This is a genomic window from Rhizobium rhododendri, assembly GCF_007000325.2.
Classification (GTDB): Bacteria; Pseudomonadota; Alphaproteobacteria; order Rhizobiales; family Rhizobiaceae; genus Rhizobium; species Rhizobium rhododendri.
Genome location: NZ_CP117267.1, coordinates 3,649,071 through 3,673,610 on the forward strand (window position 1 = coordinate 3,649,071; position 24,540 = coordinate 3,673,610).

17 protein-coding genes are annotated in these 24,540 nt (G+C 61.0%); 2 read left to right on the forward strand and 15 right to left on the reverse strand.

Annotation, left to right across the window (positions count from 1 at the left end):
• Positions 1–123 precede the first annotated feature (123 nt).
• The gene (bcsN, locus tag PR018_RS17605) at positions 124–1,044 is read right to left on the reverse strand and encodes a cellulose biosynthesis protein BcsN (RefSeq protein ID WP_161990928.1); all 921 of its coding nucleotides are present in this window, start codon (positions 1,042–1,044) and stop codon (positions 124–126) included.
• A 264-nt stretch (positions 1,045–1,308) separates the two neighbouring features.
• Here bcsN and PR018_RS17610 point away from each other — a divergent pair, with 264 nt between their 5' ends.
• Complete coding sequence (locus PR018_RS17610) at positions 1,309–2,451, forward strand: fumarylacetoacetate hydrolase family protein (protein ID WP_162854760.1); 1,143 nt, start codon at positions 1,309–1,311, stop codon at positions 2,449–2,451.
• 21 nt (positions 2,452–2,472) lie between these two features.
• Here the strand turns inward: PR018_RS17610 and treY are convergent, their stop codons facing one another.
• From treY to PR018_RS17670, 12 genes are all read right to left on the reverse strand, one after another.
• Entirely contained in the window at positions 2,473–5,121 is a 2,649-nt protein-coding gene (gene treY, locus PR018_RS17615; protein WP_142829103.1) for a malto-oligosyltrehalose synthase, read from the reverse strand.
• A 203-nt stretch (positions 5,122–5,324) separates the two neighbouring features.
• On the reverse strand, positions 5,325–5,798 hold the full coding sequence (locus tag PR018_RS17620) for a Crp/Fnr family transcriptional regulator (RefSeq protein ID WP_111216298.1): 474 nt from the start codon (positions 5,796–5,798) through the stop codon (positions 5,325–5,327).
• Between the two features lie 36 nt (positions 5,799–5,834).
• Complete coding sequence (locus PR018_RS17625) at positions 5,835–8,552, reverse strand: ABC transporter ATP-binding protein (protein ID WP_142823791.1); 2,718 nt, start codon at positions 8,550–8,552, stop codon at positions 5,835–5,837.
• 171 nt (positions 8,553–8,723) lie between these two features.
• Positions 8,724–9,854: a glycosyltransferase family protein gene (locus PR018_RS17630; protein WP_142823792.1), complete on the reverse strand. Its 1,131-nt coding sequence runs from the start codon at positions 9,852–9,854 to the stop codon at positions 8,724–8,726.
• Positions 9,851–11,116, reverse strand: a complete 1,266-nt coding sequence (locus PR018_RS17635; RefSeq protein WP_142823793.1) for a glycosyltransferase family 4 protein — start codon at positions 11,114–11,116, stop codon at positions 9,851–9,853. Before PR018_RS17635 ends, PR018_RS17630 begins: the two co-directional genes overlap by 4 nt.
• Before the next feature lie 10 nt (positions 11,117–11,126).
• Positions 11,127–12,341, reverse strand: a complete 1,215-nt coding sequence (locus PR018_RS17640) for a glycosyltransferase family protein (protein ID WP_142823794.1) — start codon at positions 12,339–12,341, stop codon at positions 11,127–11,129.
• Between the two features lie 99 nt (positions 12,342–12,440).
• Positions 12,441–13,583, reverse strand: a complete 1,143-nt coding sequence (locus tag PR018_RS17645; protein ID WP_161990930.1) for an ABC transporter permease — start codon at positions 13,581–13,583, stop codon at positions 12,441–12,443.
• Positions 13,584–13,612: 29 nt separating this feature from the next.
• Positions 13,613–14,611 carry an ABC transporter permease gene (locus PR018_RS17650; protein ID WP_142823796.1) on the reverse strand — a complete coding sequence of 333 codons (999 nt, stop codon included), beginning with the start codon at positions 14,609–14,611 and terminating at the stop codon, positions 13,613–13,615.
• A complete protein-coding gene (locus tag PR018_RS17655; protein ID WP_142829105.1) occupies positions 14,604–16,523 on the reverse strand; it encodes an ABC transporter substrate-binding protein in 1,920 nt (639 codons plus the stop codon). Before PR018_RS17655 ends, PR018_RS17650 begins: the two co-directional genes overlap by 8 nt.
• A complete protein-coding gene (locus PR018_RS17660; RefSeq protein ID WP_142823798.1) occupies positions 16,517–18,403 on the reverse strand; it encodes an ABC transporter ATP-binding protein in 1,887 nt (628 codons plus the stop codon). The genes PR018_RS17655 and PR018_RS17660 overlap by 7 nt, the downstream gene beginning before the upstream one ends.
• A gap of 153 nt (positions 18,404–18,556) precedes the next feature.
• Positions 18,557–19,897 (reverse strand): adenylate/guanylate cyclase domain-containing protein, encoded by a 1,341-nt coding sequence (locus PR018_RS17665; protein ID WP_142823799.1) that lies wholly within the window; start codon positions 19,895–19,897, stop codon positions 18,557–18,559.
• Positions 19,898–20,014: 117 nt separating this feature from the next.
• The gene (locus PR018_RS17670; RefSeq protein ID WP_142823800.1) at positions 20,015–21,244 is read right to left on the reverse strand and encodes a DUF3095 domain-containing protein; all 1,230 of its coding nucleotides are present in this window, start codon (positions 21,242–21,244) and stop codon (positions 20,015–20,017) included.
• 156 nt (positions 21,245–21,400) lie between these two features.
• Between PR018_RS17670 and PR018_RS17675 the strand changes: the two genes are divergently transcribed.
• Positions 21,401–21,880, forward strand: coding sequence for a class I SAM-dependent methyltransferase (locus PR018_RS17675; RefSeq protein ID WP_142823801.1), 480 nt, complete (start codon positions 21,401–21,403; stop codon positions 21,878–21,880).
• A gap of 3 nt (positions 21,881–21,883) precedes the next feature.
• Here the strand turns inward: PR018_RS17675 and PR018_RS17680 are convergent, their stop codons facing one another.
• On the reverse strand, positions 21,884–22,759 hold the full coding sequence (locus tag PR018_RS17680) for an FkbM family methyltransferase (RefSeq protein ID WP_142823802.1): 876 nt from the start codon (positions 22,757–22,759) through the stop codon (positions 21,884–21,886).
• 28 nt (positions 22,760–22,787) lie between these two features.
• Positions 22,788–24,434, reverse strand: a complete 1,647-nt coding sequence (locus tag PR018_RS17685) for an adenylate/guanylate cyclase domain-containing protein (RefSeq protein WP_425064150.1) — start codon at positions 24,432–24,434, stop codon at positions 22,788–22,790.
• Between the last annotated feature and the right edge of the window lie 106 nt (positions 24,435–24,540).

The following is a 24,540-nucleotide window of genomic DNA, read 5'->3' on the forward strand; positions in this document are numbered from 1 at the left end:
CCTTTACCTCAAGTCAACACTCAAGCACGACGCGATCATGGCGACGACACCAAGCACCGTGACACCGGATGGTTGACAAACCGTTCATGCTACTCGTCTCTTGATCGATATAATCGCAAGACCTTAGTTAGGAGCAGGCACAATGACCGCCGGAGCTGCTGTCGTGCTGCTTTTGTCGTCGCCGATCGGCGACGGAACGACCGGCCCTCTGGGCGCCGGCGCGGGTGGCTGCTGTTGCGCGACCGGACGCGGTGCTGCGCGCGGTTCTACGCTGCGCGGGCTTTGCGGTGCGATGCCAGGTGACGTCGCCGGCAATTGGAAAGCGGCTGGCAACTGGCCGGCGCTCGTAGGCGATACCACCGGGTAGATCGGATTACCGGTGCGGCCAAGCGTCGGATCGACCGGTGGAGCGCTGTCATACGGGTTCCAGCCGGGAGCCGGGAAAGTGCCTGTGATGGTGTAGCCATACATGACACGAAGCAATTGCTCGGCGGTTGCATGTGTGTCGCAAAGTCGCAGCCGGACCTGCACGGTACCGCGATTCTGAAAAGCACCACGAGCATTGTCGCTGGAGCGCACCTGCTGCCACGCATAGAGGCAGGTGTCGCCCTGTGCACTTTTGCCCGTGGCATAGCCGAACGGTCCGTAGTTGTTCTGGACGTAGATGCCGGACCGAACCATCGCCACGCCAGGCAACGCACGACGCATATCCCTGTCGACCGTGCTGTCGCGGATCGAGGCATAGCCGAGGCCCTTGCGGTTGTCGTAGTCGAGACCGACCGGCCCGAAGAACGTCACCTGCAGATCGTTCTGCCCCGAGGTTGCGGCTGAGGTAAAGAGGTAGATGTCCTGCTGGACGGCGTTGTTGTAGGAGTGCTGCACGACATTGACGATCGACGGACCGCCCGGAGGTGGCAGCGCGAAAGCCTTGTCGCTCGTCACCGTCTCCGCGGGACCGGGAACCCGGATCCCATCCTTCGACGCGCAGCCGGATATCGCCAGCGCCGCCGTGAGCCACAGCGCGCCATAGACACCTTTTGTCATGCGTGACGGCGCGACATGCCGAATCAGAGAACGAGGGACCATGCGCATGAAATAGCCAAATGCGCTACATAAGCAACATGAACATCGTTTTGCGGGTATTGGTGGGTGCGCTGAGGGCCCCGGTCGCGAATGAAATCTTCTGCCACGCGTGCCTTTCCGGCGACAATTGACAAGCCAGCGTGGATGAAGAACATGCCCTCGAGATTGCGTGATGCCCGGGAGTGCAGCGCGCCATTCAGAAAAATCAGGGCAGGAGACGGCAAAATGGCAGGCGATATCGGCATGTTCGAAGCGGGAAGCTTCATCGGGCGCACCTGGGATGCGGCCAAGGATGGTCCATCCGTTGTCGTTATCCGCGACGGCACTGTCTATGACGTCACGTCACGAGATATTCCGACCGTCTCCGCCCTTCTTGAGATGGACGATCCCGTCGCTTTTCTAAGCACGCAGGCGGGCGAAGCTGTCGGCAGCCTCGAGGCGCTGTTTTCGGCGGACGCCAATTCGCCCCACACCTTGCTGGCGCCGATCGACCTGCAGGCTGTCAAAGCTTGCGGCGTCACGTTCGCGCGCTCGATGCTGGAGAGGGTGATCGAGGAGCGCGCTGCCGGTAATCCGGATCTGGCGAACAGCATTCGCGGCCGCATCACATCCATCATCGGCGACAGCCTTCGCAATCTGAAGGCGGGATCGCCGGAGGCCGCCAAGGTCAAGGCGGCTCTGATCGAGGACGGTGTCTGGTCGCAATATCTGGAAGTCGGCATCGGCCCGGATGCCGAGGTCTTCTCCAAGGCGCAGGTACTCTCCTCCGTGGGTCACGGTGCCGATGTCGGCTTGCACCCCATTTCCAAATGGAACAACCCAGAGCCGGAAATCGTGCTGGTCGTCGATAGCCGGGGGCGCGTCAAGGGCGCAACGCTCGGCAACGACGTCAACCTGCGTGACGTCGAGGGCCGCTCTGCCCTGTTGCTCGGCAAGGCCAAGGACAACAATGCTTCCTGCTCGATCGGGCCGTTCATCCGGCTGTTCGACGATACTTATTCCATCGACGACGTCCGCAATGCCGACCTCGATCTCACAATAGAGGGAGAGGACGGCTACGTGCTGCACGGCAAGAGTTCGATGAAGGAGATCAGCCGTGATCCGCTCGATCTTGTCTCCCAAACAATGGGGCGGCATCACCAGTATCCCGACGGAATGGTGCTGTTCATGGGGACGCTTTTCGCGCCGGTCGAGGACCGCGACGTGCCGGGGCAGGGCTTTACCCACAAGATCGGCGATGTCGTGACGATTTCGAACGACAAGCTGGGCGCACTGCGCAACCGCGTCATGCTGTCGACAGATTGCCCGCCCTGGACTTCAGGCATTGCAAAGCTCATGCGCAATCTGGCGTCGAGGGGCCTGCTCTAGGAAGCCCCTCGCTCGCTGCGGCTACTCGGAGACGAGCAGCGCCACTGGTGAAGTGGCCAGCAGGGCTGCCAGTTTCAGGGGCTGGCTTGTCTCGTGGACCGTACCGTCGATGACATTTCGCACTCTGCCGGCAGCGCGCTCGGGCAAGGCGATCGCACTGTCTCCCCAGTAATCGCCGCACGGCCATTCGCCTTCGCCGAGTCCGTAAACCAGCCGAGGAGCAATGGCGACGACCATTTTGTTCTCGTGGCTGCGCAGGAATGCAATGGCGTTGTCGGCGCGTTCACCGGTGACGGCCAATGGCTGATAATCGCCTTTAGCAAACAGCGTTGGCTCAGCCTTGCGCAGCGCAAGGCCCTTTTGGACGAGGCGCTGCTTGAAGAGTCCCCGGGCAAGCGCGCCCTCATCGCGTGTCTGGAGGGGCACGGCCAGGTCCTCACCCAGGCGTGCAAAGTCTGGCAGGCGGCGATTGTCGGGATCGACGAGGCTGAGATCCAGTTGCTCGGCGCCCTGGTAAATGTCGGGTATCCCTGGAGCTGCCAGCTTGATGAGCGTCTGTGTCAGGCCGTTAAACAGGCCCGCCCGCACGAACGGCTGCAGCGTCTTGCGGAAGTCCTGCAGAAAAGCCGCATTGTCGCTCGCAAGCAGGTTGGCCGCGAAAGCCTTTACGGCGTCCTCGTACGCACCATCCTCCTCGCCCCAGTTGGTGCGCTGCTTGGCCTCGCGCAGCGCTTTCTCGACATAGGCAAGGAAACGGTCGAGCAAGTCGGCCGGAGCAGGCGCGTCGAGCGCGAGGTCTGCTGGCCAGGCACCGGCGAGTGCCTGATACAGCATCCATTCGAGCCGTGGTTCCGGCGCGGCGCCACCCGGCAGGGAAGCGACGGTGGCGGCATTGAGCTTGCGCCAGCGCTCCACGCCATCCAGCCATGCCTCCGGAGCTTCGGTAAGCGCATAAAGCCTCGCCCGCCCGTCCTCGCCGCGTTTCGTGTCATGTGTCGAGGTTGCGGACAGGCCGGCGGGCTGTGTCTCCATCCGCTTAGCCATCTCGTGGTGGAAGCGTTCGAGGCCGAATTCAGTGGCAGCAGGTTCGCCGCCGACCTCGTTCAGGCCGATCAGGCGGTTATATCGATAGAACATCGTGTCTTCGATAGACTTCGCCGTCAAAGGCCCCGTCAATTGCTGGAAGCGGCGTCGGAATTCGAGCGCATCCGCCTTGGCCTCCGGTGCCACATTGCCTTGAAATACCTTGTCGACAAAGGACAACGCGGCGTGGTCCGCCTTTTCGGACGAGCCACCCGCAGTTTCCACGATAGTGCTCCACATCGCGCCATCGGCCGCGTCGAGGGCGCCATCCGTCCCGTAGGTCCGATACACCGGGCAGGCGACAAGCAGAGACACCAGCGCCTGTTCCAGTGCCGCTTGCTCGGGCACGTCGCCATTGATCGCTCCGACACTCAGAAGCAGCTGCAGCAAATTGTTGGTTTCAACAGCGAAGTTTTTCCGGGCAAGCATCGCCTTGACCGCCAGCGCGCCCTCGGCAAATTCCGGCTCACCATCGGCAATTTCCCGATAGGTATCGGTGATTGCGTTCATTCCGGACGTGTTCACCAGAACGTCGGGCAGGGTAGTGATAAATTCATAGCCGGTGGTTCCGGAGATCGGCCATGCCTCTGGCAGCGTCTCTCCTTCGGCGAGGATTTTCTCGACGACGATATAGGTATCCTCACCCACGGCACTGCGCAGACGCTCGAGATAGGCGGCGGGATCTGCCAGCCCGTCGATATGATCGAGCCGCAATCCATCAACGGCACCATTGCGCACCAGTTCGAGTGTCAGCCGATGTGCATCGTCGAAAACAGCCGGGTCTTCGACGCGCAAGCCTACAAGACCGGTCACCTCGAAAAAGCGACGATAGCTGAGCTCGCGCGGCGCGTCCTTCCAATAGATCAGCCGCCAGGGCTGTTCATCCACCACGGTCTGGAGCGAAGCGGGGTCACTGAACTTCTGCGCTAGCGCCTTGTTTATCTCTGCCGCCTCGCCAGAGAGCATGTCGCGCATGCTCTGGTGAAATTCCGTCTCCCGCCGTGGATCTGCATCAGACGCCAGAGTGCACATTGCAGCGACGACCGGGAGATCAAGTCGCGACAGCACGGCGGCATAGGTACTCGGCGCCAGCGGCAGCCGCTGCTCGTAGTAGGCAACAGTGAGCGTGCCCGCATCCGCGTCCACAGTCAGCGTCAGTTCGCCTGCCTCCAACGCATCCTGCAGCGGCTTTCCGAGGATAGGCAACGTCAGCTTTCGGCTCCAGTCGATGTCGAAATGCTGGCTGAAAGGGCTTTCCTCACCCCACTCGACGACGCTGCGCCACCACGAATTTTCCAGCGAGGCGGCCATATGGTTTGGAACGATGTCGACCAGCAGGCCTATTTCGGCCTCCCGCAGCGCCTCAGACAACTTGTCGAACCCCTCGCGGCCGCCAATCGCGGGATCGATCTCGTTGGTGTCGGTGACGTCGTAGCCATGGGTTGAACCCTTGGTGGCGGTGAAGATCGGTGACGCGTAGAGATGGCTGATGCCCAATTGGCGGAGGTAAGGAACCATTTTCCGGGCATGGTCGAAAGTCATGCCGTCGCGAAACTGGATGCGATAGGTAGAATTGGGCAAAGTCATTGGATACCTGGCAGAGTGGGAAGGCCGTCGGGCGGCGCAGTCAGCAAATTGGCTTCCCGGGAGCCGATTTAAGGCCGCAAGGAAACGAATTAACCGGCCACACAACGCCGTTAGCCTCTCGGTGAAGCCTCGACCTGCAAACTTGCGGAAGCAAAATAAGTTCCGTCCACTGGCGATGTGGGGTGGCCGCAGGGCGCCTCCGTCTAGTGGGTCGGTGCCGGTTGCAATGCCGGCTGGCTGCGTGCGGCCGTCAGCTCTGCGGTAGTGTGGTTGAGGCGGTCGGCCAGCACCCTCATGATATCCACGGCCATTTCGGGGAAGTCGGAGAGCAGCTTGAGGAAGTGCTCTTTGCTGATCCGCAGTGCCTCGACATTCGAGGTGGCCTTTACGGTCGCAGTACGGGAGACGTCGCAGAGGATGGCGATTTCTCCGACAATCGAATTGACATCGACATCGGCGACCTTGATCTCACCGGTCGGCGTATCGACTAGGATATCGGCGGTTCCTGCCAGCACGACATAGGCAGCGTCGCCGAGATCGCCCTGGTGGAAAAGTATCTGGCCAGCACGGTAGCTGACGCGATCGGAGGTGAAGGCGAGCAGTTTCAGCTTCGCCGGCGCAATGCGTGCGAAAATCGGCACTCGCCGCAACATTTCGACTTCATCTCTTAACAGCATGCGCGTTCAACCCCGGGATCACAGCCGCCAGATAGCCTATAACGATAAAAGTTCTTTGAACATCCCGTCGTGCTGCAAAAGATCTTCGGTTGTGCCGCTTTCAGCCAGCGTGCCGCCCTGAAATACCAGGACGCGGTGGAACTGCTCCGCTAGCGCGACATTCGACAGAACCCAGATGATAGCCGGGTTGTGGTCGCTGTTTTCGATGTCGCGTAGAACGGTGCGGACGATCTGGTCCTGGATGCGATGGTCGAGCGCAACCAGCGGCCTGTTGAAGATCAGGTAGTCGGCGCGCTTCAGCAGCGCGCGGGCAAGGTTCAGCTTCTGGCGCTGGACGTTGGTCAGGCGCTTGCCGCCGGAGCCGACGTCGAAATCGAGGCCGATTGCCAATACGCTGTCCTGCAGGCCGAGCCTGTCGAAAAGATCGCGCATGATCACATGGATCTGCTCAGGCGCATCGGCCTGCTGGTGGGCGATACGCCCAAACAGCACGTTGTCCATCAATGTGGCCGAAGCCGTAAAGCGCTCGGGATCGTAGCGTTCGATGACAGCGTTCAGATCGGCCGGGATATGCTTGTGAAACTCCGTACGTGCCTCGACGATCTTGTTCATCAACTGCTTGGTGAGCAGACCGAAGCGGTGGCGTGGCTCGATGTAGGAGAAACTGAGACGAATGATCGATGCCCGCTCTTCGGGCGTCGCCGTCTCGAAGTTGCGGCCGCCCCGCTTCTGCAGCAACGCCTGATAGTCGGGAATGTCGTCCGCCGTCATGAAAGTGAGCTGCTGGAAGAAAGGATGGTCCGGCGGCAGGTCGTTGAACAACTCGACTGTGTTTTCGGCGATCTCGATGCCCATGTCGTAGAGTTCGCTGTTCAGGCCGCTGTCCTGGAAGAGCTTGATGAAATAGGGATGTGCAGCGAGCTTCCTGTTGGTCATCAGCGGACGCTTCAGTGTGCCGAACAGCAGGTTTTCACCCACCGTCGCCTGCGTATTGTAGGCGGTGAATTCGAACGGCACGACCAGCCCGTCGAGATCCTGCTCCTTCAGCCGCTCGATCAGCGCATGGCGCAGTTCGACGATCCGTTCGGTCAGGTCCTTGTGCGTCTCAGTATCGACCGTGGAGCGAAGCGCCATGTCGAGAATATCCTGCGACATCAGCACCGAATCGAGCACTGGTCGGATGACGCTGTAAAGGTCGTCCGGCCCGGTCGCCCCGGCAGATGTGTAGTCGACCCAGTCGCTGTCGAGGCTGAGAGACGGGTTGCCGGCGCGTTTGGCCTCCGAAATCGCCCACTTGTTGCGCACCGCGGCCTCGCCCTCATAGGTGACGGTCGTCAGCGGGGCATGCTTCAAGCCATATAGAATGTTGTCGCGCAACGTTCCGTGGAAGAAGTAGGTGTCCGAGCCGGCATAGGCGATCCGTCGGCCGGTCACCGATTCCGGTAATTCCAGGATGTCGTGCCCATCGACGGTCACCTTGCCGCTGTCCGGCCAGACCAGCCGTCCGAAGGCCTCGGCCAGATACTCACCCCCACTGCCGCTCTCACCAACGATCGCCACGGTTTCGCCGGGCTGGATCTCGAGCGAAACATGGTCGAGAACACGGGCGCCGCTGTCGTCGCTGATTGTCAGGTTGGTGGCGACAAGCGCATGCTCCAGCCGTGCCGGAGATTTGGGGTCCATGACCTGGATGCGAGGGTCGATCAGTCGGTCGACGCTGAATTGCTCGACCACCTGATTGTACTTTACCTGGACATCCTGACGCGACTGGTCCCAGTCGATCAGTTCCTTGAGCGGTCCCGGCAGATCCTTGTAGGCGTTGATGACCGCGACCAGCTGGCCGATGTCCAGGCGCCCCTGCAAGGCGAGAAACCCGCCGATCGAATAGAACAGGAACGGCGTGACCTGGGCCAGGAAATTGTTGATGAACTTGACCAGGAATTTCCACTGATAGAGGTCGTAGCGGATCGAGAAGATCAGCCCCAGCCGGGCAGCAATATCGGCCCGCTCGAAGTTGGACGTGTCGTTGCCATGGATGGTGCCGATGCCATCGACGATCTCGCCAACTCGGCCAGAAAGTTCGCGCGCCGTCAGCTGGCGCTGGCGGCCAAGCTCAAGCAGTCGCTTGCGCATGCGGGGAATAACGACCGCCTGCACCGCGACGATGCTGGCGGCGATCATACCGAGCCAGAAATTCTGCATGATGATGAAGATCAGAGCGGTGACCGCCTGACCGCCGAGCAGCGCGGGCTGCACGAAAGCGTCGCCGGTGAACCCGCCGAGAGGCTCCACCTCGTCCTTGATCATCGTCGCGATTTCAGCCGCCTTGACGCGCTTGAAATGCGAAGGCGGAAAACGCAGCACCCGATCGACAAGCTCAAAGCGGATGCGACGCAGCATGCGCTCGCCAAGCCTGCCCTTGTAGGTATTGATGTAGAGTTTGAAGAGGCCGTTCAGCACCACCAGGGCCAGAAACACCAGGCTGAGGGCGATCAGCATCTCGAAACGGTCGAGCTTCAGGCCTTTGAATACCTCGATATGGCCGACAAAGGGGATGTCGTAGGCGATATGCATGAAGGACTGCGTGGCGCCTTCGCCCTCGAAGCCCTTACCCTGGATCGGGCCGTTGACGATCTGCTTTGGCAGGTCGAAGGACAGGAAGTAAGGCACCATGGACGCGGCAACGACGAGCAGGATCCATATCTGCTCGAGGCGCGTGTTCGACCAGATATATTTGGCGAGGCTTTTTTCCATTGCTTACCGCATGCTTCTAAATTCGGGGGTCGCCACGCTCGTCTTGCTCTCTCGCATGCCGCTTTTCCCTGTCGCTCGAAATGCGAAATGCCATGGCGGCGATCCGTTCCGATTCCCCGCCTTCGAGCTTATATCACAACAGTCTGCAAAACGAGGTCAAAGCTGCAACGGTCAGGCGGCATCTTGAACGATAACAGCCGTCTTTTCGGCGCCATCCAGGTCGATGGAATGCGAAGCCGGCTTTGGTTTCTGCAGTGCTGTTGCAACGGACTGTTCCAGCATCTCCGCCGTCAGCCCTGCCTCCGGCAAGGCTGTTGCCAGCCCGAGCGCCTCCAGCCGTTCGGCGCGGACAGATTGCTCCGTTTCACCACCGGCGGTGAACGGCACGAGGATGGATCGGCAGCCGGTCACCAGCAGGTCGCAGACCGTATTGTACCCCGCCTGCGAGATCGAAAGCTCGGCCCCCCGCAGCAGCGACGGGAAATCGCTGCGAAAACGAACCAGTTGCGTATTGGCCGGAGCTTCGTTCTGAAGGGCCATGAAGTCCGCCTCGGGCATGTTCGGACCCGCGATCAGGCACCAGCGCCGGTCGGTCGCCACGCGTCTCGCCGCGTCGAGAGAGGCGCGGACGAGATCGCGCCCAACCGCGCCGCCGCCAGCAGACACGACGATATCGAAGACCTCGACCGGCTCCGGTGGTATCGCCGGTGCCACAAGTCCGGTGTAGCGTATCTTGCCGGCGATATCGGCGGCCAATGGAAACGTTTCCTCAAGACGTACGAAACGGGGGTCGCCATGCACAAGCACGCCGTCGAAATGGGCGTCGAGCGTGGCAACGGTTTCAGCGTCGCGCCCCGCCTTCTTCTGCTGCTGCAGGATGTCGCGCACCGAGGAGAAAAGCTTTGGCCGCGGCTTTGCCGTCTCGATGGCGTCGAGCAGCGGCAGCAATTCGAACCGCATTTGCCGACGGCCGAAGGGAAAGGCCTCGATGATGACGACGTCCGGTCGCGTCGCATGAAAGGTCGCAAGCAGCCGGTCGCGCCGGTCGTCCAGGAACGCCTGGTCGACCGGCGTGCCATCCTTGTGGGCAAGTCCTGAAAACCCCGACGTCGCAGCCACTACCGGAGGCAGGGCGATGGAGGTTACGTCGTCACCCGGAAATCCAGCGACGGGCAAACCGCCGGTCACCAGCGTAACGCTGCAGCCGCGACGCGCGAGCGCACTCGCGATGCGGCTTGCACGGGCGATATGGCCAATGCCGAGCAGATGCTGAACGTAGAAGAATACCTTTGGTCCGCTCACGCCGATTGCTTCCGGTTGTCGTCTTTTTGCCATTCCTCCTCGAACAGCCGGCTGAGGTGTCGGATGCTGGAATGATAGTCGAAGTTCTCGCGCACCCGCCGCTCGGCAGCCAAACCCAGACGGTGGCGAAGGGCGGGGTCGCGGATTGCGGTTTCCAGAGCCCGGGCCAGGCCGGTTGGGTCTTCGGAAGAGACCAGCAGCCCATTCTCGCCGTCGATCAAAAGTTCCGGAACGCCGGAAACCCGCGTCGAGATGCAGGCGAGACGCTGGCTGGAGGCCTCGACCAGCACGTTCGGCAGCCCATCGCGGTCTCCGTCGGCAGCAACGCGGCAAGCAAGCGCAAACACATCGGCACGTCGATAGTGTGCCAGCACCTCATCCTGCGCCATCGCACCCTTCCAGATGATGCGGTCGGCAATGCCGAGACTGTCCGCCAGTGCTTTGAGCTCGGGCAACCGGTCACCGCCGCCGATATGCTCGAAGCGCCAGTGGAGCGTCTCAGGCAACAGCGCCAGCGCCCGCAGCAGCACGTCGTAGCCCTTTTTCTCGACGGCGCGGCCGACGCTGAGCAGCAACACCGGTGCAGCGGGATCGCTGCCGTTGCGGTTGGAATGTTGACTTTGGGAAGGGCTGAAACGGGCGAGGTCGAGACCGTGGTAGCTTAGGTGCACACGCTCCTTGAATGGCGTTAAAGTTCGCATGTGGTCAAAACCACTATGAGTGCAGGTCACGGCCCAACGGGCCTGTCCGAGCTTTTCGGTCAGTTCCCAGTCGGGTGACGTCCAGATATCCTTGGCATGCGCCGAACAGGTCCAAGGGGTGCCGGTGAGAATGCTTGCATAGGCGGTGACGGAGGCGGGGGTGTGAATGAAGTGGGCATGCAGCCACTCGGCTCCGTCAGGCCACTCATGCGCAAGCACCATGGCCTGGCCGAGGCGGCGAAATCGGTTGCGCGTCGGGTCACGTTTCAGGTCGGCCCAGAATTGGCGCAGCAGCGGCCGAAAGCCGGGTCGGTGCCTGACCGATAGTAGCGCCTTGACGACGCGCAACGGCTCCTCGTGCAGATATTCCGGCAGGTAGACGACACGCGCCTTGATCTCGTCGTGGACCGGGTGCCGCTTCTTGTCGGTGGGACGGCGCATCGAGATCAGCGTCAGGTCGAAGCCCGCCTGCTCCAGCCCAAGCAGCTCCTGGGCAATAAACGTTTCAGACAGCCGGGGATAGCCCTTGAGGACGACCAGTATTTTTTTTCGGATAGGCAATGGCTGCGCTCTACTCACCGACGACGGAAAGCGAGGGATAGCTCTCCCGCCCGTCGAGCCACTCGCCGACGATCTGCGAGATGTTGACGAGACCCTCGAGCCGCATGTTCTTCTCACCGCTCTTCGATGGAGGTGCACGATTGACCAGCTTCTTCAAGGCTGCCGACAACTGCAATGCGTCCTCGGACTCCTCGGGCAGCAGCATGTCGACAAGTCCCAGTGCACTCGCCCGCTGGGCGCGGATCAGTTGTTCCTCGCGCGGCCGCGTCCGCGGGATGATAAGCGCCGGCTTGTCGAAAGACAGGATTTCGCAATAGGTGTTGTAGCCACCCATGGCGACCACGGCCGTCGCACCATCGATCAGTTCTTCCATGCGCTTGTCGAACTCGATCACCTCGAGACAGCTGATCTTGTTGGCACGCTCGACAAGTTCGGTCCGCTCACGGGCCGGCATATAGGGTCCGAGCACGATCAGCGTCTTGTACTGCAGCGAGCGATCCTTCTCATAGGCGTTGACGATATCTCGCACGAGATCCGCGCCATCGCCGCCGCCGCCTGTTGTCACCAGAATGTAGTCCTCATCTGGCACATGCTCGGATTTCTTGCCCTGCGGCACGCTGCGCTGCAGGAAGCCGACAAAGTCCATTTTCCGTCGTACACCGGCGGGAACGTCGAGGCCGAGAAGCGGATCGTAGAAATCGGGCGGCCCATAGACCCACACCCGGTCGTAGTACTGGTCGATCTTCTCCAGCATGTTGCTCTTCTTCCACTCGGCATCGAGCAGATGCGGCGCATCCATCACATCGCGCATGCCGAGCACCAGCGTCGTGCCGCGCGCCTTCAGATATTGCAGCGTTTCCTCGACTTCGCCCTTGAGACCGAGCGGTTCCTTGTCGACGATGAAGATGTCCGGCTGGAAGTTTTCGGCCGTCTGGCGGATGATCGCCTGGCGCATCTTCAGCGTGTCTTTCAGGTCGACGTCGCCGGACATCGAGGTGTATTCGCCGTCCTTGAGCTTGATGACGCTCGGCACCTGGACGAAGTCGACACGGGCACGGTAGTCGAATGCCCCGGCGATGGTTGCGCCCGAAATAATGAGGACATTCAGCCCGCGATAGTCGCCAACCAGCGAATGCGCGATCGTCCGGCAGCGGCGCAGGTGTCCGAGCCCGAACGTGTCATGGCTGTACATGAGTATGCGTGCATCTTCAACGCGCCGTTTCATGGGCAAAACCTCAAGTCCAAACGTCTTTCGCAGTTAGTTTGCAAGAGGGAGCCAATGCCGTCATGCGCCGTGCGCGCTGTTTTGCGTCCGCACCACACGCTATTTGTAGGGATCGGCAGCATCGCGCAAGCCATCTCCCAGAAAATTGAAGGCAAGTATCACAAGAATTACCGGAATCATCGGGAACAGAAGCCAAGGATAAAAAGCGATAACGCTGACGCTTCGGGCCTCTGTCAGCAGGATACCCCAGCTGGTGATGGGTGGGCGCAGGCCAAGGCCGAGAAAGCTCAGGGCTGTTTCGCCGAGGATCATGCTCGGGATCGAAATCGTCGCGGTGGCGATCAGATGCGACATGAAGCCCGGTACGAGATGGCGGCCGATGATGCGTCGCGATTTGGCGCCCATCAACTGTGCCGCCAGCACATAATCCTCTTCGCGCAAGGACAGGAGTTTTGAGCGGACGGCGCGCGCAAGCCCGGTCCAGTCGAGAATGCCGAGAATGATGGTGATCCCGAAGTAGACCAGGATCGGGCTCCACGTCACCGGCATGATCGCCGCCAGCGCCATCCACAGCGGCAGGCTCGGTAGCGATTGCAGCACTTCGATAACCCGCTGCACGAGAAGATCGAACCAGCCACCGTGATAACCGGCAAGTCCACCGAGCACGATACCGAGGATGAAGCTGATCGATATGCCGATCAGGCCGATGGTCAGCGAGATACGTGCACCGTAGATGATCCGCGAGAATACGTCCCGCCCGAGCCGGTCCGTTCCCAGCAGATACATCTGCCCGCCCACAGCCGGGCAGACCAGATGGATGTTGGAGGGAATGGCGCCCCAGAAATTATAGGCATCCCCACGGCAGAGGAAGCGGATCGGCTGCACGTCGTCAGGCTTATCCGTATAGGACCTGCGCAGCGTCTCGATATCGAGCGACATGGTGCGACCGTAGACAAAAGGCGCCACGAGCTTTCCGTCATGGAAGATGTGGACCGCCTGGGGCGGCGCATGGATGAAGTCGACATTGCGGGTGTGCAGGCCATAGGGAGCAATGAACTCGGCGATTATAACGACGCCGTAGAGGAAAAGCAGGAATATGCCGGAGGCGACCGCCACCCGGTGGCGCTTGAATTTCCACCACATAAGCTGCTTTTGCGACGCCATGTGATAGCGCGTCTGGCCCGCCGACATCGCCTCGAACTGCATCGGGTCGAATGGCGCTGTCGAGACGTAATGCTGCATCGGCGCCCCGGGTTCTGGCAAGGATGAGGTCAACGGATGCTCCTGCCCTGCAAGCGGATACGGGGGTCGAGAAAGCCAAGGGCTATGTCGGAAATCAGCACGCCGATGACATTGAGGACGGCAAGGAACATCAGGAACGATCCGGCAAGATACATGTCCTGGCTCTGCAACGCCTTGATCAGCATAGGCCCGGTGGTCTCCAGCGACAGGACGATCGCTGTTATTTCAGCGCCCGAGATGATCGATGGCAGGATCGAACCGATATCGGCGACGAAAAAGTTGAGGGCCATTCGTAGCGGGTATTTGATCAGCGCACGCAGCGGGTGAAGACCCTTGGCCCGCGCGGTGATGACGTATTGCTTCTGCATCTCGTCAAGCAGGTTGGCGCGCAGCCTCCGGATCATGCCTGCGGTACCGGCCGTGCCGACGATGACGACGGGGATCCACAGATGCGAGAGGATGGAACTCGCCTTCTCCCAGCTCATCGGCTGGGACAGATATTTCTGATCCATAAGGTGGCCGATGGAGACGCCGAACCAGACATTGGCGAAATACATCAGGATGAGCGCCAGCATGAAGTTCGGAATGGCGATCCCGAGCAGCCCGAGAAACGTCAGGCTGTAGTCGCTCCAGCTGTACTGATGCGTCGCCGAATAGATGCCGATGGGAAACGCGATCAGCCATGTCAGCAGGATAGTGGTGAACGACACGAGGATAGTCAGCCACAGTCGGTCGCCGACCACCTGGGAGACGGGTAGCTGATACTCGAAGGAATAGCCAAAATTGCCATGCAGCATGCCGGCCACCCAGTAGACGTACTGGACCGCCACCGGCTTATCCAGGCCGTATTCCTTGCGAAGCTCCTGTATTTCCTGAAGGTTGGCGGTCTCGCCCTGTGCTTGAAGTTCGGCAATCTGGCTTTCGAAGAAGTCGCCCGGGGGCAGCTGGATGATGGTGAATACCAGCATCGAGATGACCAGCAGTGTCGGGACCATGACGGCGATGCGCCAGACGATATATCTAAGCACGGGGATGGTCCTCCGTCAGCCAGAAGGTATCGGGCATGTAGATGCCGAGGAAGCATGTCGGATCGAAACCGTAGAGCGCCTTTTCGGGCACGTTCTGCAGCCGCCTGGAGTGCAGGATTGGCTGCAGGGTGCCATTGATCAATCCGATCGAAAATACCTGCTCGGTATAGATGGCCAGCATCTTTTGCCAGATTTCCGTCCGTTCCTCGAATGAGGCCGCGATACCCCATTGTGCCAGGAGTTCGTTCAGCTGCGCAGCCTCGGGAACATCGGGGGCAACCCCCTGGCTTCCGCCGGACAGGTAGTACATGCCCCAGAGCGGCCATTGAAGCTGGTCGTCCATCGTCGGTGCCAGTTCGCCGGGGTTCATGTCTGCCGTCGGTACGCCATTGTCGAGCCCGTACCAGATGGACATCATGATGCGCCCGCCCATCGCCCGGCTGCGGAAGATGTCGCGCTGCGAGGAGCGCGTGAAGGCCGCAATGCCGATCTTCCGCCAGTGGTCGGTGACCAGCTCCATCACATCGGTGTCGAGCGTGCTTTCGCCCGCTGTCTCAACGGTGATTTCCATCGGCCGCCCGTCGGGCAGCAGGCGCAGGCCGTCTGCGTTGCGCTTGTCGAGGCCAGCAGCATCGAGCAGGGCATTGGCCTGGGCCGGGTCATGGTTCACCCAGGCCTTGGCGTCTTCCGGCTTGAAAAGCGGGCTTTCGGGCAGCACGGTGTCGGCACTTTCAGCACCTAGGCCATAGAAAGCCGCCATGTTGATCTCGTGACGGTCGATCGCCATGGACAGCGCCCGGCGTACCCTGACGTCGCGGAACACTTCGCGCCAGACCTTGTCGGCACAATTGAGGTTCGGCAGCAGCGCCACGCGCGATCCGCGCGCCATTTTCCAGAGGTTGACCTTCACCGGGTAGCGCTTTTCGGCGTCTTTCAGGAACGCATAATCGTCGAAATCAATGCCGGTCGCCTGCAGGTCGCTTTCGCCGGCACCGGTCTTGGCAGCAATTATCGACGACGAACTGACATTCAGAACGAAGCGGTCGATATAGGGAAGCTGCCGCCCGTTCTCGTCGACCCGGTGAAAATACGGGTTGCGCTCGAAAACGAACTGCTCGGCCGGTGGCGCGGTGGTGTTGTGCCAGGGATCCAGCACCGGCAGGGCCGGATTTTCCGGACGGTAGGCGCGACCCATCTTGATGTGCATCTCCTGCCACTTGCGCGCATGATTTTCCTTCATGAGCGAAGACAGCCTGATCTCGTCCTGATATTTCTTGTGAAACTGCTTGAGGTAATGAGCGGGGCCGGCAAGCACCAACGGCTGCGGGGCAGCGATGATCGGCAGGAAATTGGGGTTCGGCTTGTCCCAGGAGTAGCGCACCGTCAGGGAATCGATCACCTCGAACTTCGGCAGGCTGCCATGCGGCCTCAGTTCCAGGGCGCCGCCGCCCGGAGTGAGCTGCTTGTTGAGGATGACGTCTTCCCACCAGTAGCGAAAATCGTCGACGGTGAACGGCGCGCCGTCCGACCATTTATGGCCGGGCCTGAGGTGGAAGGTAAAGACCCGGTCGTCTTCGATGTCATAGGATTCGAGAATGTCCGGTTGCATCTGCAACTTCTCGTCATAGCCGATCAGTCGCGCGTAGCCGTAGATCGTCATGAACCGGAGATCGCTCTGCCCACCGATGATGGTCCGCACCGAGCCGCCATATTGGCCGGGCTGGCGCCCCATCGCCTTCAGTTGGACAACCCGAGGGCGGTCCGGCAGGCGGTCGGCCATAGCTGGCATCTGGGCTGCATCCAGCCATGGCCGAAGATATTCCGGCTCAATATCGCGATCTGCAGCGCGCGCCGAAAACGTCGGCAGCATGGTCGAGGCAATTGCACCAAGGAACGTCCGACGGGTTACCACGTGCGCAATTCCTGGATGTTGGCGTCGCGATGGGCGCGAACGAAATGGCCATCGCCGAGATCTGCGTAGGCAAGTTCTTCGCCTTCGGCCTCGGCGAAGTTCGGACCCCAATCCCGCTTCGAGCTCGGGCCGACCGCTTGCAGCCCTGCAAAGTCGAGGGGACGATCGAGGTCGGGGAAGGGGACGGCTGACAGCAGCGACCGGGTGTAGGGATGCACGGGGTCGCGCAATATGATGCCCCTGGGGGCGATCTCGACGATGCGTCCGCGATACATCACGGCAATGCGGTCGGCCATGTAATCGACGACCGCCAGATTGTGCGAGATGAACAGGTAGGTGAGCCCGAGTTCCTTCTGCAGGTCCTTCAGCAGGTTGAGAATCTGCGCCTGCACGGAGACATCGAGCGCCGACACCGGTTCGTCCAGGATCAGCAGCTTCGGACCGAGAGCCAGTGCCCGGGCGATGCCGATACGCTGGCGCTGCCCGCCGGAAAAGCTGTGTGGATAGCGGCTGAGGTAGCGTTCGTCGAGGCCGATCGCGCGCATCAGCGCCGAGACTTTCTGCTTGCGGCCGGCGCTATCGCCGCGCCCGTGTATTTCCAGAGGCTCGCTGAGGATATTGCGCACCGTCATGCGCGGCGAAAGCGACGAAACCGGGTCCTGGAACACCATCTGTATGTTGGTGCGCAATTCCATCAGTTCGTCGCCGCTCACAGCCAGCACATCGACATCGCCGTGGCCGTCGTTGAAAACGACGGTACCGCTGTCCGGCTGGACGGCGCGCATCAATATCTTGCTGACCGTCGTCTTGCCGCAGCCGCTTTCGCCAACCAGTCCCAGGCATTCGCCCCGACGAATATCGAAGCTAACATTGTCGACAGCACGCATCTCGGAGCCGGCTCCCCTGTCGAACAGACCGCGCTTTTTTGTTTTGTAAGTCTTGGCAAGATTGCGGACCGTCAGCAGCACTTCCGGTCCTGCCGGCTCGCTCTTGCGCTTTGCGGAGAATGTATCGATGTTGACAGGCACGTCGCGCAGCGATTTCAGCCGCTCACCGGGCTTCATGTCGAAATGCGGTACGGCGGACATCAGTCCCTTCAGATAGGGATGTTGCGGGTTCCTGAAGATAGTCTCGACGGGACCGGCCTCCATCACCTCGCCGTGGTAGATGACAACCACTTCGTCGGCCATATTCGCGACCACGCCGAGATCGTGGGTGATCAGCAGCATCGCCATTTGCATCTTGCTCTGCAGATCGCGGAGCAGCGTGAGGATTTGTGCCTGGATGGTCACGTCTAGCGCCGTCGTCGGCTCGTCGGCGATCAGCAGCGCCGGGCTGCAGATCAGCGCCATGGCGATCATCGCTCGCTGGCGCATCCCGCCGGAAAGCTCGAACGGATACATGTTGAAGGTACGCTTGGGGTCCTGAAAGCCCACGAGCTCCAGCATTTCCTCGGTCTTGAGGCGCTGTTCTTCCTTGGTCGCGGTGCTGTGTATCCGAAGCGCTTCGCTGATCTGGTTTCCAACCGTGTGAAGCGGGGACAGCGACGTCATCGGCTCCTGGAAAATAGTCGCCATCCTCCCGCCGCGAAGAGCCCGCATGGGGGCGCTGTCGCGCGACAGGCTCAAGATGTCGGTGGTGACGCCGTTTTTTGGGTCGGTGAACAAAATCCTGCCGGATGCAACAGCCGGAGTGGGCAAAATGCCCATGATTGCCTGGCTTATGATCGACTTTCCGGACCCGGATTCGCCGACCAGTGCGGTCACCTTGCCCGGTAGGATCCGAAGGCTGGCACCTTTGACGACGGAGAGCTTGTCGCCGTAAAGCGAAAACGATACGTCGAGATTTTCGATACGCAGCAAGTCCGTCTCAGGCGCCATGCAAAAGAATTTCCCCGTATCACCTGTGACCCGCGCCGGCACACTAACGTAGGCTATAACGGGTGTCCAGTTCGCCGGTTCCAGTCTCCCGACAGAAATCTGCTTCGTCTTCAGATACCTATCAGAATGGCGCGAAGGAGCTTATGCTTGGCTCTACTGGACGATTTTTCCGGGTTGCCGCCGGATATCCTGTTTCTTGGCGTCGCGATGCAGAAGAATAACTTGCTCTGCCTCGGATAACCCGTCCGTCGCGGCATCGTAGAAAACATCCTGATCACCCTGCGATGTAACAACAGGCTTCGGGTGAAGTACAGTCAGTTTCTGCCGTACGCCGCGAAGCTTTTCTTCGCCGAGCGTTACCCAATCGCCGCCGCTATAGCCAACGAATGCCTTGCTGGCGACCACTTCGCGGGAATACTTCTTGGTCAGCGATTGCAGTCTTTGCACTTCGTTGACGGCGGAGCCGAACGCGGAGAATGTCAGCCGGTCCCTGAGGCCGACGTTGCCGAACATAACATTGCCGACATGCAAGCCGATGCCATAGCGGATCGGGTTTAGCTTTCTGGACAGGCGATCCTCGTTCAGTTGCGCGACACGCATCTGCGCCTGCGCGACGGCAGCAAGCGCTGCCCGGCAGGCAACCTTCGACGGGTCCCTGTGCCTGTCGCAGGGATACACCGCCAGAAATCCGTCCCCGAGAAAACTCATGATTTCGCCGCCGTTCCGGTTGAACGGCGCGGCTATCGCGTCGAAGAACGCGTTCAGCGTGTCGATATACGCCTGGCGCCCCTCTTTCTCGGCAAATACCGTCGATTGACGCATGTCTCCCATCACCAAAGCGGCGCGGATAGTCTCGCCGTCGCCGCGCCGGATCTGGCCGTTCAGCACGCGTCTGCCCGCATCGCCTCCGAGATAGGTGGTCAGCATGTTGTTGGCGAGCTTGCCGAGCACCGCCATCTTGGCTGCCAGCGCCAGATGGTTTTGCATCCGCAACAGGGCACCGATCATCTCTTCACTGAAGCCGCTCGCGCCATCCGTTGCCCACGAACCCATCATGCCTTGCGCCGAGCCGTCACCGAAGGTCTGCACGAAGGCTATGTAGTCGGTGACTTTCTCCTTGCGCAGTTCCTCGAAGATCGGGAAGTCAAGCGGCCCGTCGCCGTCGATGCGGCGGCGCATATAGTCGAGATTGCTGGTCAGCAGATGGTAATAGGGGCTTTGCAGGAACCGCTCCGGCTTTTCGCCGGAGTGGCGATAACCTTCGATCGTCAGCCCGCTGGCGCGACGCCAGGTGAATCCCAGCGCATCATAGAGTGGATGCAGCATCGAAAATGTCAGATGCACACGGGCAATCGGCAGGCCGGATGCGGAAATACGGTCACAGAAGCCGCGCACGACGTTCTCGAGGTTTTCGCCCGTCAGCGCCGCCTGCGTCAACCACTCCGCCACCTTGTCGAGAAAAATGTCGGAGACGCTGGGAAAGGAGTTCGTCATGCAAGCGGTTCTCTGGAGTGGCGTCGGTTGCCGGGTGCAAGGGGCAACTGTTACGGAGGCAGATAAGAACATTTCAGGTTGAGGCAATGGGCACGGTAAAGCCTGTCGCGTAAAACACTATTCCTCCTGACGAACAGTGTCAGACCGGGCCCGATGCAATAGTCGACCAGCTTCCGGCGGGCATCTCGGCGCCAGACTGCGGCTGGCACGAAGATCCGCGGCAGCCATGGCGTAGCCGCCATTGGCGCCATCGATGAAATGCATGTGGTCGCGCGACAGGGGCGTCGGCACGAAGCAGGTCATCAGTGCCGAGGCCTGCCGGTGCAATCCGTAGCGGCATATACCCTTTGCTTCCGCTTCCTTCAGGATTTTCTCCAGTCGCGCGAGGCGGTCGGCATCGAGGTCGATCGTCATTTTCAGGCCGTCGTCGAATTTCCGGAAATCGGAATTGGCCGCGACGTCCCGCTTGTAGCGGCGTGCATCGAAGGACCCCAGCGTGAGCCTAAGCTTGTGCAGGGCGATGGTCAGGCCGATCTGTGCGGCGATGGCGAGCTTGCGGCGCAGGATCCGTCTGTCCGAGGCCGTCGCGCGCGCTTCGTCCGCCACCCCGCCAAGCGCCAGACCCAGTTCGGGGCCGTCGACCGGCACCGGATGGCCATCGCGACCCTGCTCGGCGGCGATTGCAATGATGCCGGCGACGAGGCTCTGGAACTCCAAACCATGGCCGCGCACATCCGGTACCGCGATGACAGAGACGATTTCGCCGTTGCGCGCCTCGATCGGGTTCCAGCGACAGGAAAGACCGGTCAGGTCCGGACGCATCTGCGTCTGGTCGGCTTCGACACCGTAGTTACCGGCCTTCATCTGCGCCTCGGCCCAGGTCGTGCCGCCGCCAGCGAACATGGCGTAGGAGACGAAATCCGTCGGGCTGAAACGCGCCACCCGAACGTCCATTCCCTGTGCCCGGATGTCGGCCATCGGCACGAGCGCGCATCGCAGGCTCAGGTGCAGGTCGGCGGCCACGAAGGATTGCACGGAGGCCAGCGCCTGGCGTGTGCGGTCCAGGCCGCTCGACGGAATGGCGATGCACGCCCCATCTCCGCCGAATACGAAAGGATAGTCGGCGCGTCCGAGTGCGTTGAGAACGGCGGAGATGACGCTGGCTCCGGCCATGTTGACGGCCTTGTAGCGACCGGCTGCAATCGCTTCCGTCGAGGAGACAATATCGGCAAGAGCCAGATACCAGTCGTCGGGCAGGGGACGATAGTTGCCGTCGTCCGTCACCCCTTCGAAGCGGGTGAAGACCGGCAGGGCACTGAAGAACGCATCATGTGTCAAATCGTCCATAATCCATCCCTATCATATCCCTTTATGTTGAACGAGTGCAGTGACGGATGAGTTGCACGCGACGCGACAGACCGAAAACGTCGTTGTCCTGTCGACGGGGCCGTCCTGACCTGCTAGGCGGACACACTCAATTGCCAACCCTGGAAATTCCCGACCATGAGCCGCCTCGACAGTTTCATTCGACGCCTGAGCGCCCAGCGCGACATACTCGATCATCTGACCAGAGATGTCGCCGCTCTCGAAGGCCCGATCCTCGAGTTGGGGCTGGGCAACGGTCGCACCTTCGATCATCTGAGGGAGCGTTTTCCCGGGCGTCGGATCATTGCCTTCGACCGCGCCGCCAATGCCTCCGCCCATTCGATGCCGGCGCCGGAAGATCTGGTGCTTGGCGAAATCCAGCAGACGGCCCAGGCATTTCTCGGTGTGGATGCGGCACTCGCCCACGCCGATATCGGCACCGGCTACCCTGACAAGGACGAGATCACGCTGCGCTGGCTGCCCCAGTTGATGGCCGGTGTGCTGAGATCGGGTGGCGTGGCAGTCAGCGGCCTGCCGCTTGTCCACGCCGACCTGCAGCCGCTTCCGCTGCCGGATGGCATCCACGAGGATCGCTATTTTATCTATCGCCGCAGATAAGACTCAGCCGTAAAAGAGCACATCGAACTGTTCGCCGGTAACCGGCAACTCGTCGACCTGCATGTCGATCTGACGATCTTCGCTGAACATGATGCAGGTCTGGTAGAAGCCTGCCAGCTGCCGCTTGAAGTCGGCAGCCTGCTCCGGCCCGTAGAATGCCGGCGTGAACTCCATGTAAAGCGGCACGCGCCGAGCCATCAGGGCGTGCATCGAGCGACAGGCCACCGGCTCGTAGCCTTCGATGTCCATCCAGATCAGCCCGATCTGACTGACCGCCACGCCGGCCTCTTCGAGGATCTGCGCCACCGGCCTGACCGGAACGGAGATCTTCAAGGATCCGCCGGCCTTGCTGATGGCGCTGCTTTTGCCATGGTTGCTGTGATGCTGGAAGAATTCGAGGTTGCCAGTGCGGTCGCCTGCAGCGCAATTGACCAGCGTGACGCGGTCTTCGAGCTGGTTCTGCTGGATATTGCAGCTGAGCAACCTGACATTGCGCGGATCCGGCTCGACCGTGACGATCCGGCGATAGGCCTGGCTCAGGGCAAAGTAGATGGTCTGCGTGCCGATATTTCCGCCGAGTTCGAGCAACACGTCACCGCGGCGCTGCAATCCGCGCTCACGCAATACAGCCAGCAGGCGGTCTACATGGTCGCGCTCGAAATGCCCCTTCCGGAACACCTTGCGGCCGATATAGTCCGATGGCGAAACGCTCATGATGTGATCGCCGCAGTCGACCGTCAGCGTCAAAACCCGCGACCCTATCCCGCCGATCAGCAGTTTGCGGCCGAACGGCATGTCGAACAGGCGCGTCGCCAGACGGTCGCGCAGCTTGCGCAGGCGTCGCTTGTAGTTTTTGCGTATCCAAAGGAGAGGGCTCATCATCGCCTTCCCTACACCGGCCGCCCGCTCATGCAAAGCGGCGGCACTCGCTCTTCGGCACGATATAGACCTGCAGCGGCTGCGCACGACCGCGCACGGCGATCTCACGGCTCTCGATGCCTGCAGTGTCGACACCGGAGAGCAGCGCGACCGGCTCCGAGAATACAAGCGCGGTCTCGAACTCCTTGGCAGCGCTCTCGAGCCTGCTCGCGACGTTGACCGTATCGCCGATTGCCGTCAGAGATTTCACGTTGCCATAGCCCATCGATCCGACAACGGCCCGCCCGGTGTGGATGCCGATGGCGATCTGAAGGGGCGCTGAGAGTTCATCCGCCAGTTCCGCCGCCAGCTTGTCGAGCTCGACGACAATCGCAGCTGCAGCCTTCAGCGCCTGCCGGCAGGCAATCTCCGGCGTAGTGCCAAGGCCGAACAGCGCCATCACGCCATCACCGATGAATTTGTCGATACGGCCGCCTTGCTCCTCGATGACGCGCCCGACGATGGAAAAATAGCGGTTGAGCAGAAACACGATATCGAACGGCAGACGCGATTCGGTAAGCGTTGTGAAATGGCGGATGTCGCAGAACAAAACGACGATCTCGCGCTCCCGACCCGGGCTTGCCGCCTGGCTGAAGGCGGGAATGGCCGTCTCGGCGAGAGGCACGAGCATCGGCACGACGGTGACGTTATGGGGCGGGCGCAGCTGGCAGGCGAGCCTGACTTCAGGTGCCGCACCAATCCTGGTCAGGGTTTTCTGCTCGAGGGAATCAGGCGGCGGCAGGTTCTTGCCACCCTCGAGCACCTGGACGCGGCAGGTCGAACATTGCCCCTTGCCACCACAGATCGAATAATGCGGAATGCCCCCGAGGCGGCTGGCTTCGAGCACTGTAAAGCCACGCGGCACCTCGATGGTCTCGCCGCCGGGATAGCGAATGGTAATCTGGTGCGCCCGCTCGCTCCATCGACGTCTGGCCCGCAGCAGGAACAGTCCAATGATCGAGACAGCGAGGATTCCGTAGAGCGCCAACCGGTACGGGGCAAGCGCCTCCGACACGCCGCGGGGTGCGGAGCCTGCGACGCTTGCAGCCTCCCGGGCCCCGTAATAGCCGCCGGGATAGCCGTTGGGGACTTCATGGGCGATCTGGTAGGCGATATTGCGGCCCATCGCCGCAAAACCGAGCAAACCCAGCACCGGCAGGAGGATTGCGAACGCCAGCAGGGCAGGTGCGAGGCGGCTGTACCATGGGCGATATCGCAGCCAGAAATGCAGCCCGATGCATCCATGCACCCAGACCACGACCAGTGCGATCGCCTGTCGCATGCCAACGTAGGGCGAGTTGACCCATAGGGACCGGACGGTGGAATGGTAGGTGTCGGCAAAGCCGTAGAGGCTGTAGACGACCCGCGTGGCGACGACGTGGTCGATCAGCAGCAGCGGCACCAGCAACCCGGTGATAATCTGGAAGGCCTCGCCGACCGGCATCCGGAGCGTCCTGCGAAGATACAGCGCCCGGAACACCAGAAGGACATGGATGACGACCGCACCGTAGAAAAGGCCGGTGCCGATGGGATTGCGCCATATCAGCAGGAAGATAAGGCGACCTTTTTCCGCTACATGAACGGAGATCAGCCCGAGCGCGTGATTGCTGATATGCATCAGCACGAACAGGAACACGACCAGACCCGAGCCCAGTCTGGCTCTCCGGATGGATCGGTCGGAAAGCAGGGTATGTCGCGCCGCTATGGTTTCAATCCGCCTCTGGATGGCTGTTCACAAATGC

Bases quoted from the DNA above. Each gene is read 5' to 3' on its own strand.
- PR018_RS17625 (WP_142823791.1), bottom strand. From the start codon at position 8,552: ATGGAAAAAAGCCTCGCCAAATATATCTGGTCGAACACGCGCCTCGAG.
- treY (WP_142829103.1), bottom strand. From the start codon at position 5,121: ATGACTTTGCCCAATTCTACCTATCGCATCCAGTTTCGCGACGGCATG.
- PR018_RS17640 (WP_142823794.1), bottom strand. From the start codon at position 12,341: ATGAAACGGCGCGTTGAAGATGCACGCATACTCATGTACAGCCATGAC.
- PR018_RS17610 (WP_162854760.1), top strand. From the start codon at position 1,309: ATGGCAGGCGATATCGGCATGTTCGAAGCGGGAAGCTTCATCGGGCGC.
- PR018_RS17645 (WP_161990930.1), bottom strand. From the start codon at position 13,583: ATGCAGCATTACGTCTCGACAGCGCCATTCGACCCGATGCAGTTCGAG.
- bcsN (WP_161990928.1), bottom strand. From the start codon at position 1,044: ATGACAAAAGGTGTCTATGGCGCGCTGTGGCTCACGGCGGCGCTGGCG.
- PR018_RS17680 (WP_142823802.1), bottom strand. From the start codon at position 22,759: ATGAGCCCTCTCCTTTGGATACGCAAAAACTACAAGCGACGCCTGCGC.
- PR018_RS17660 (WP_142823798.1), bottom strand. From the start codon at position 18,403: ATGGCGCCTGAGACGGACTTGCTGCGTATCGAAAATCTCGACGTATCG.
- PR018_RS17675 (WP_142823801.1), top strand. From the start codon at position 21,401: ATGAGCCGCCTCGACAGTTTCATTCGACGCCTGAGCGCCCAGCGCGAC.
- PR018_RS17620 (WP_111216298.1), bottom strand. From the start codon at position 5,798: ATGCTGTTAAGAGATGAAGTCGAAATGTTGCGGCGAGTGCCGATTTTC.
- PR018_RS17670 (WP_142823800.1), bottom strand. From the start codon at position 21,244: ATGGACGATTTGACACATGATGCGTTCTTCAGTGCCCTGCCGGTCTTC.
- PR018_RS17665 (WP_142823799.1), bottom strand. From the start codon at position 19,897: ATGACGAACTCCTTTCCCAGCGTCTCCGACATTTTTCTCGACAAGGTG.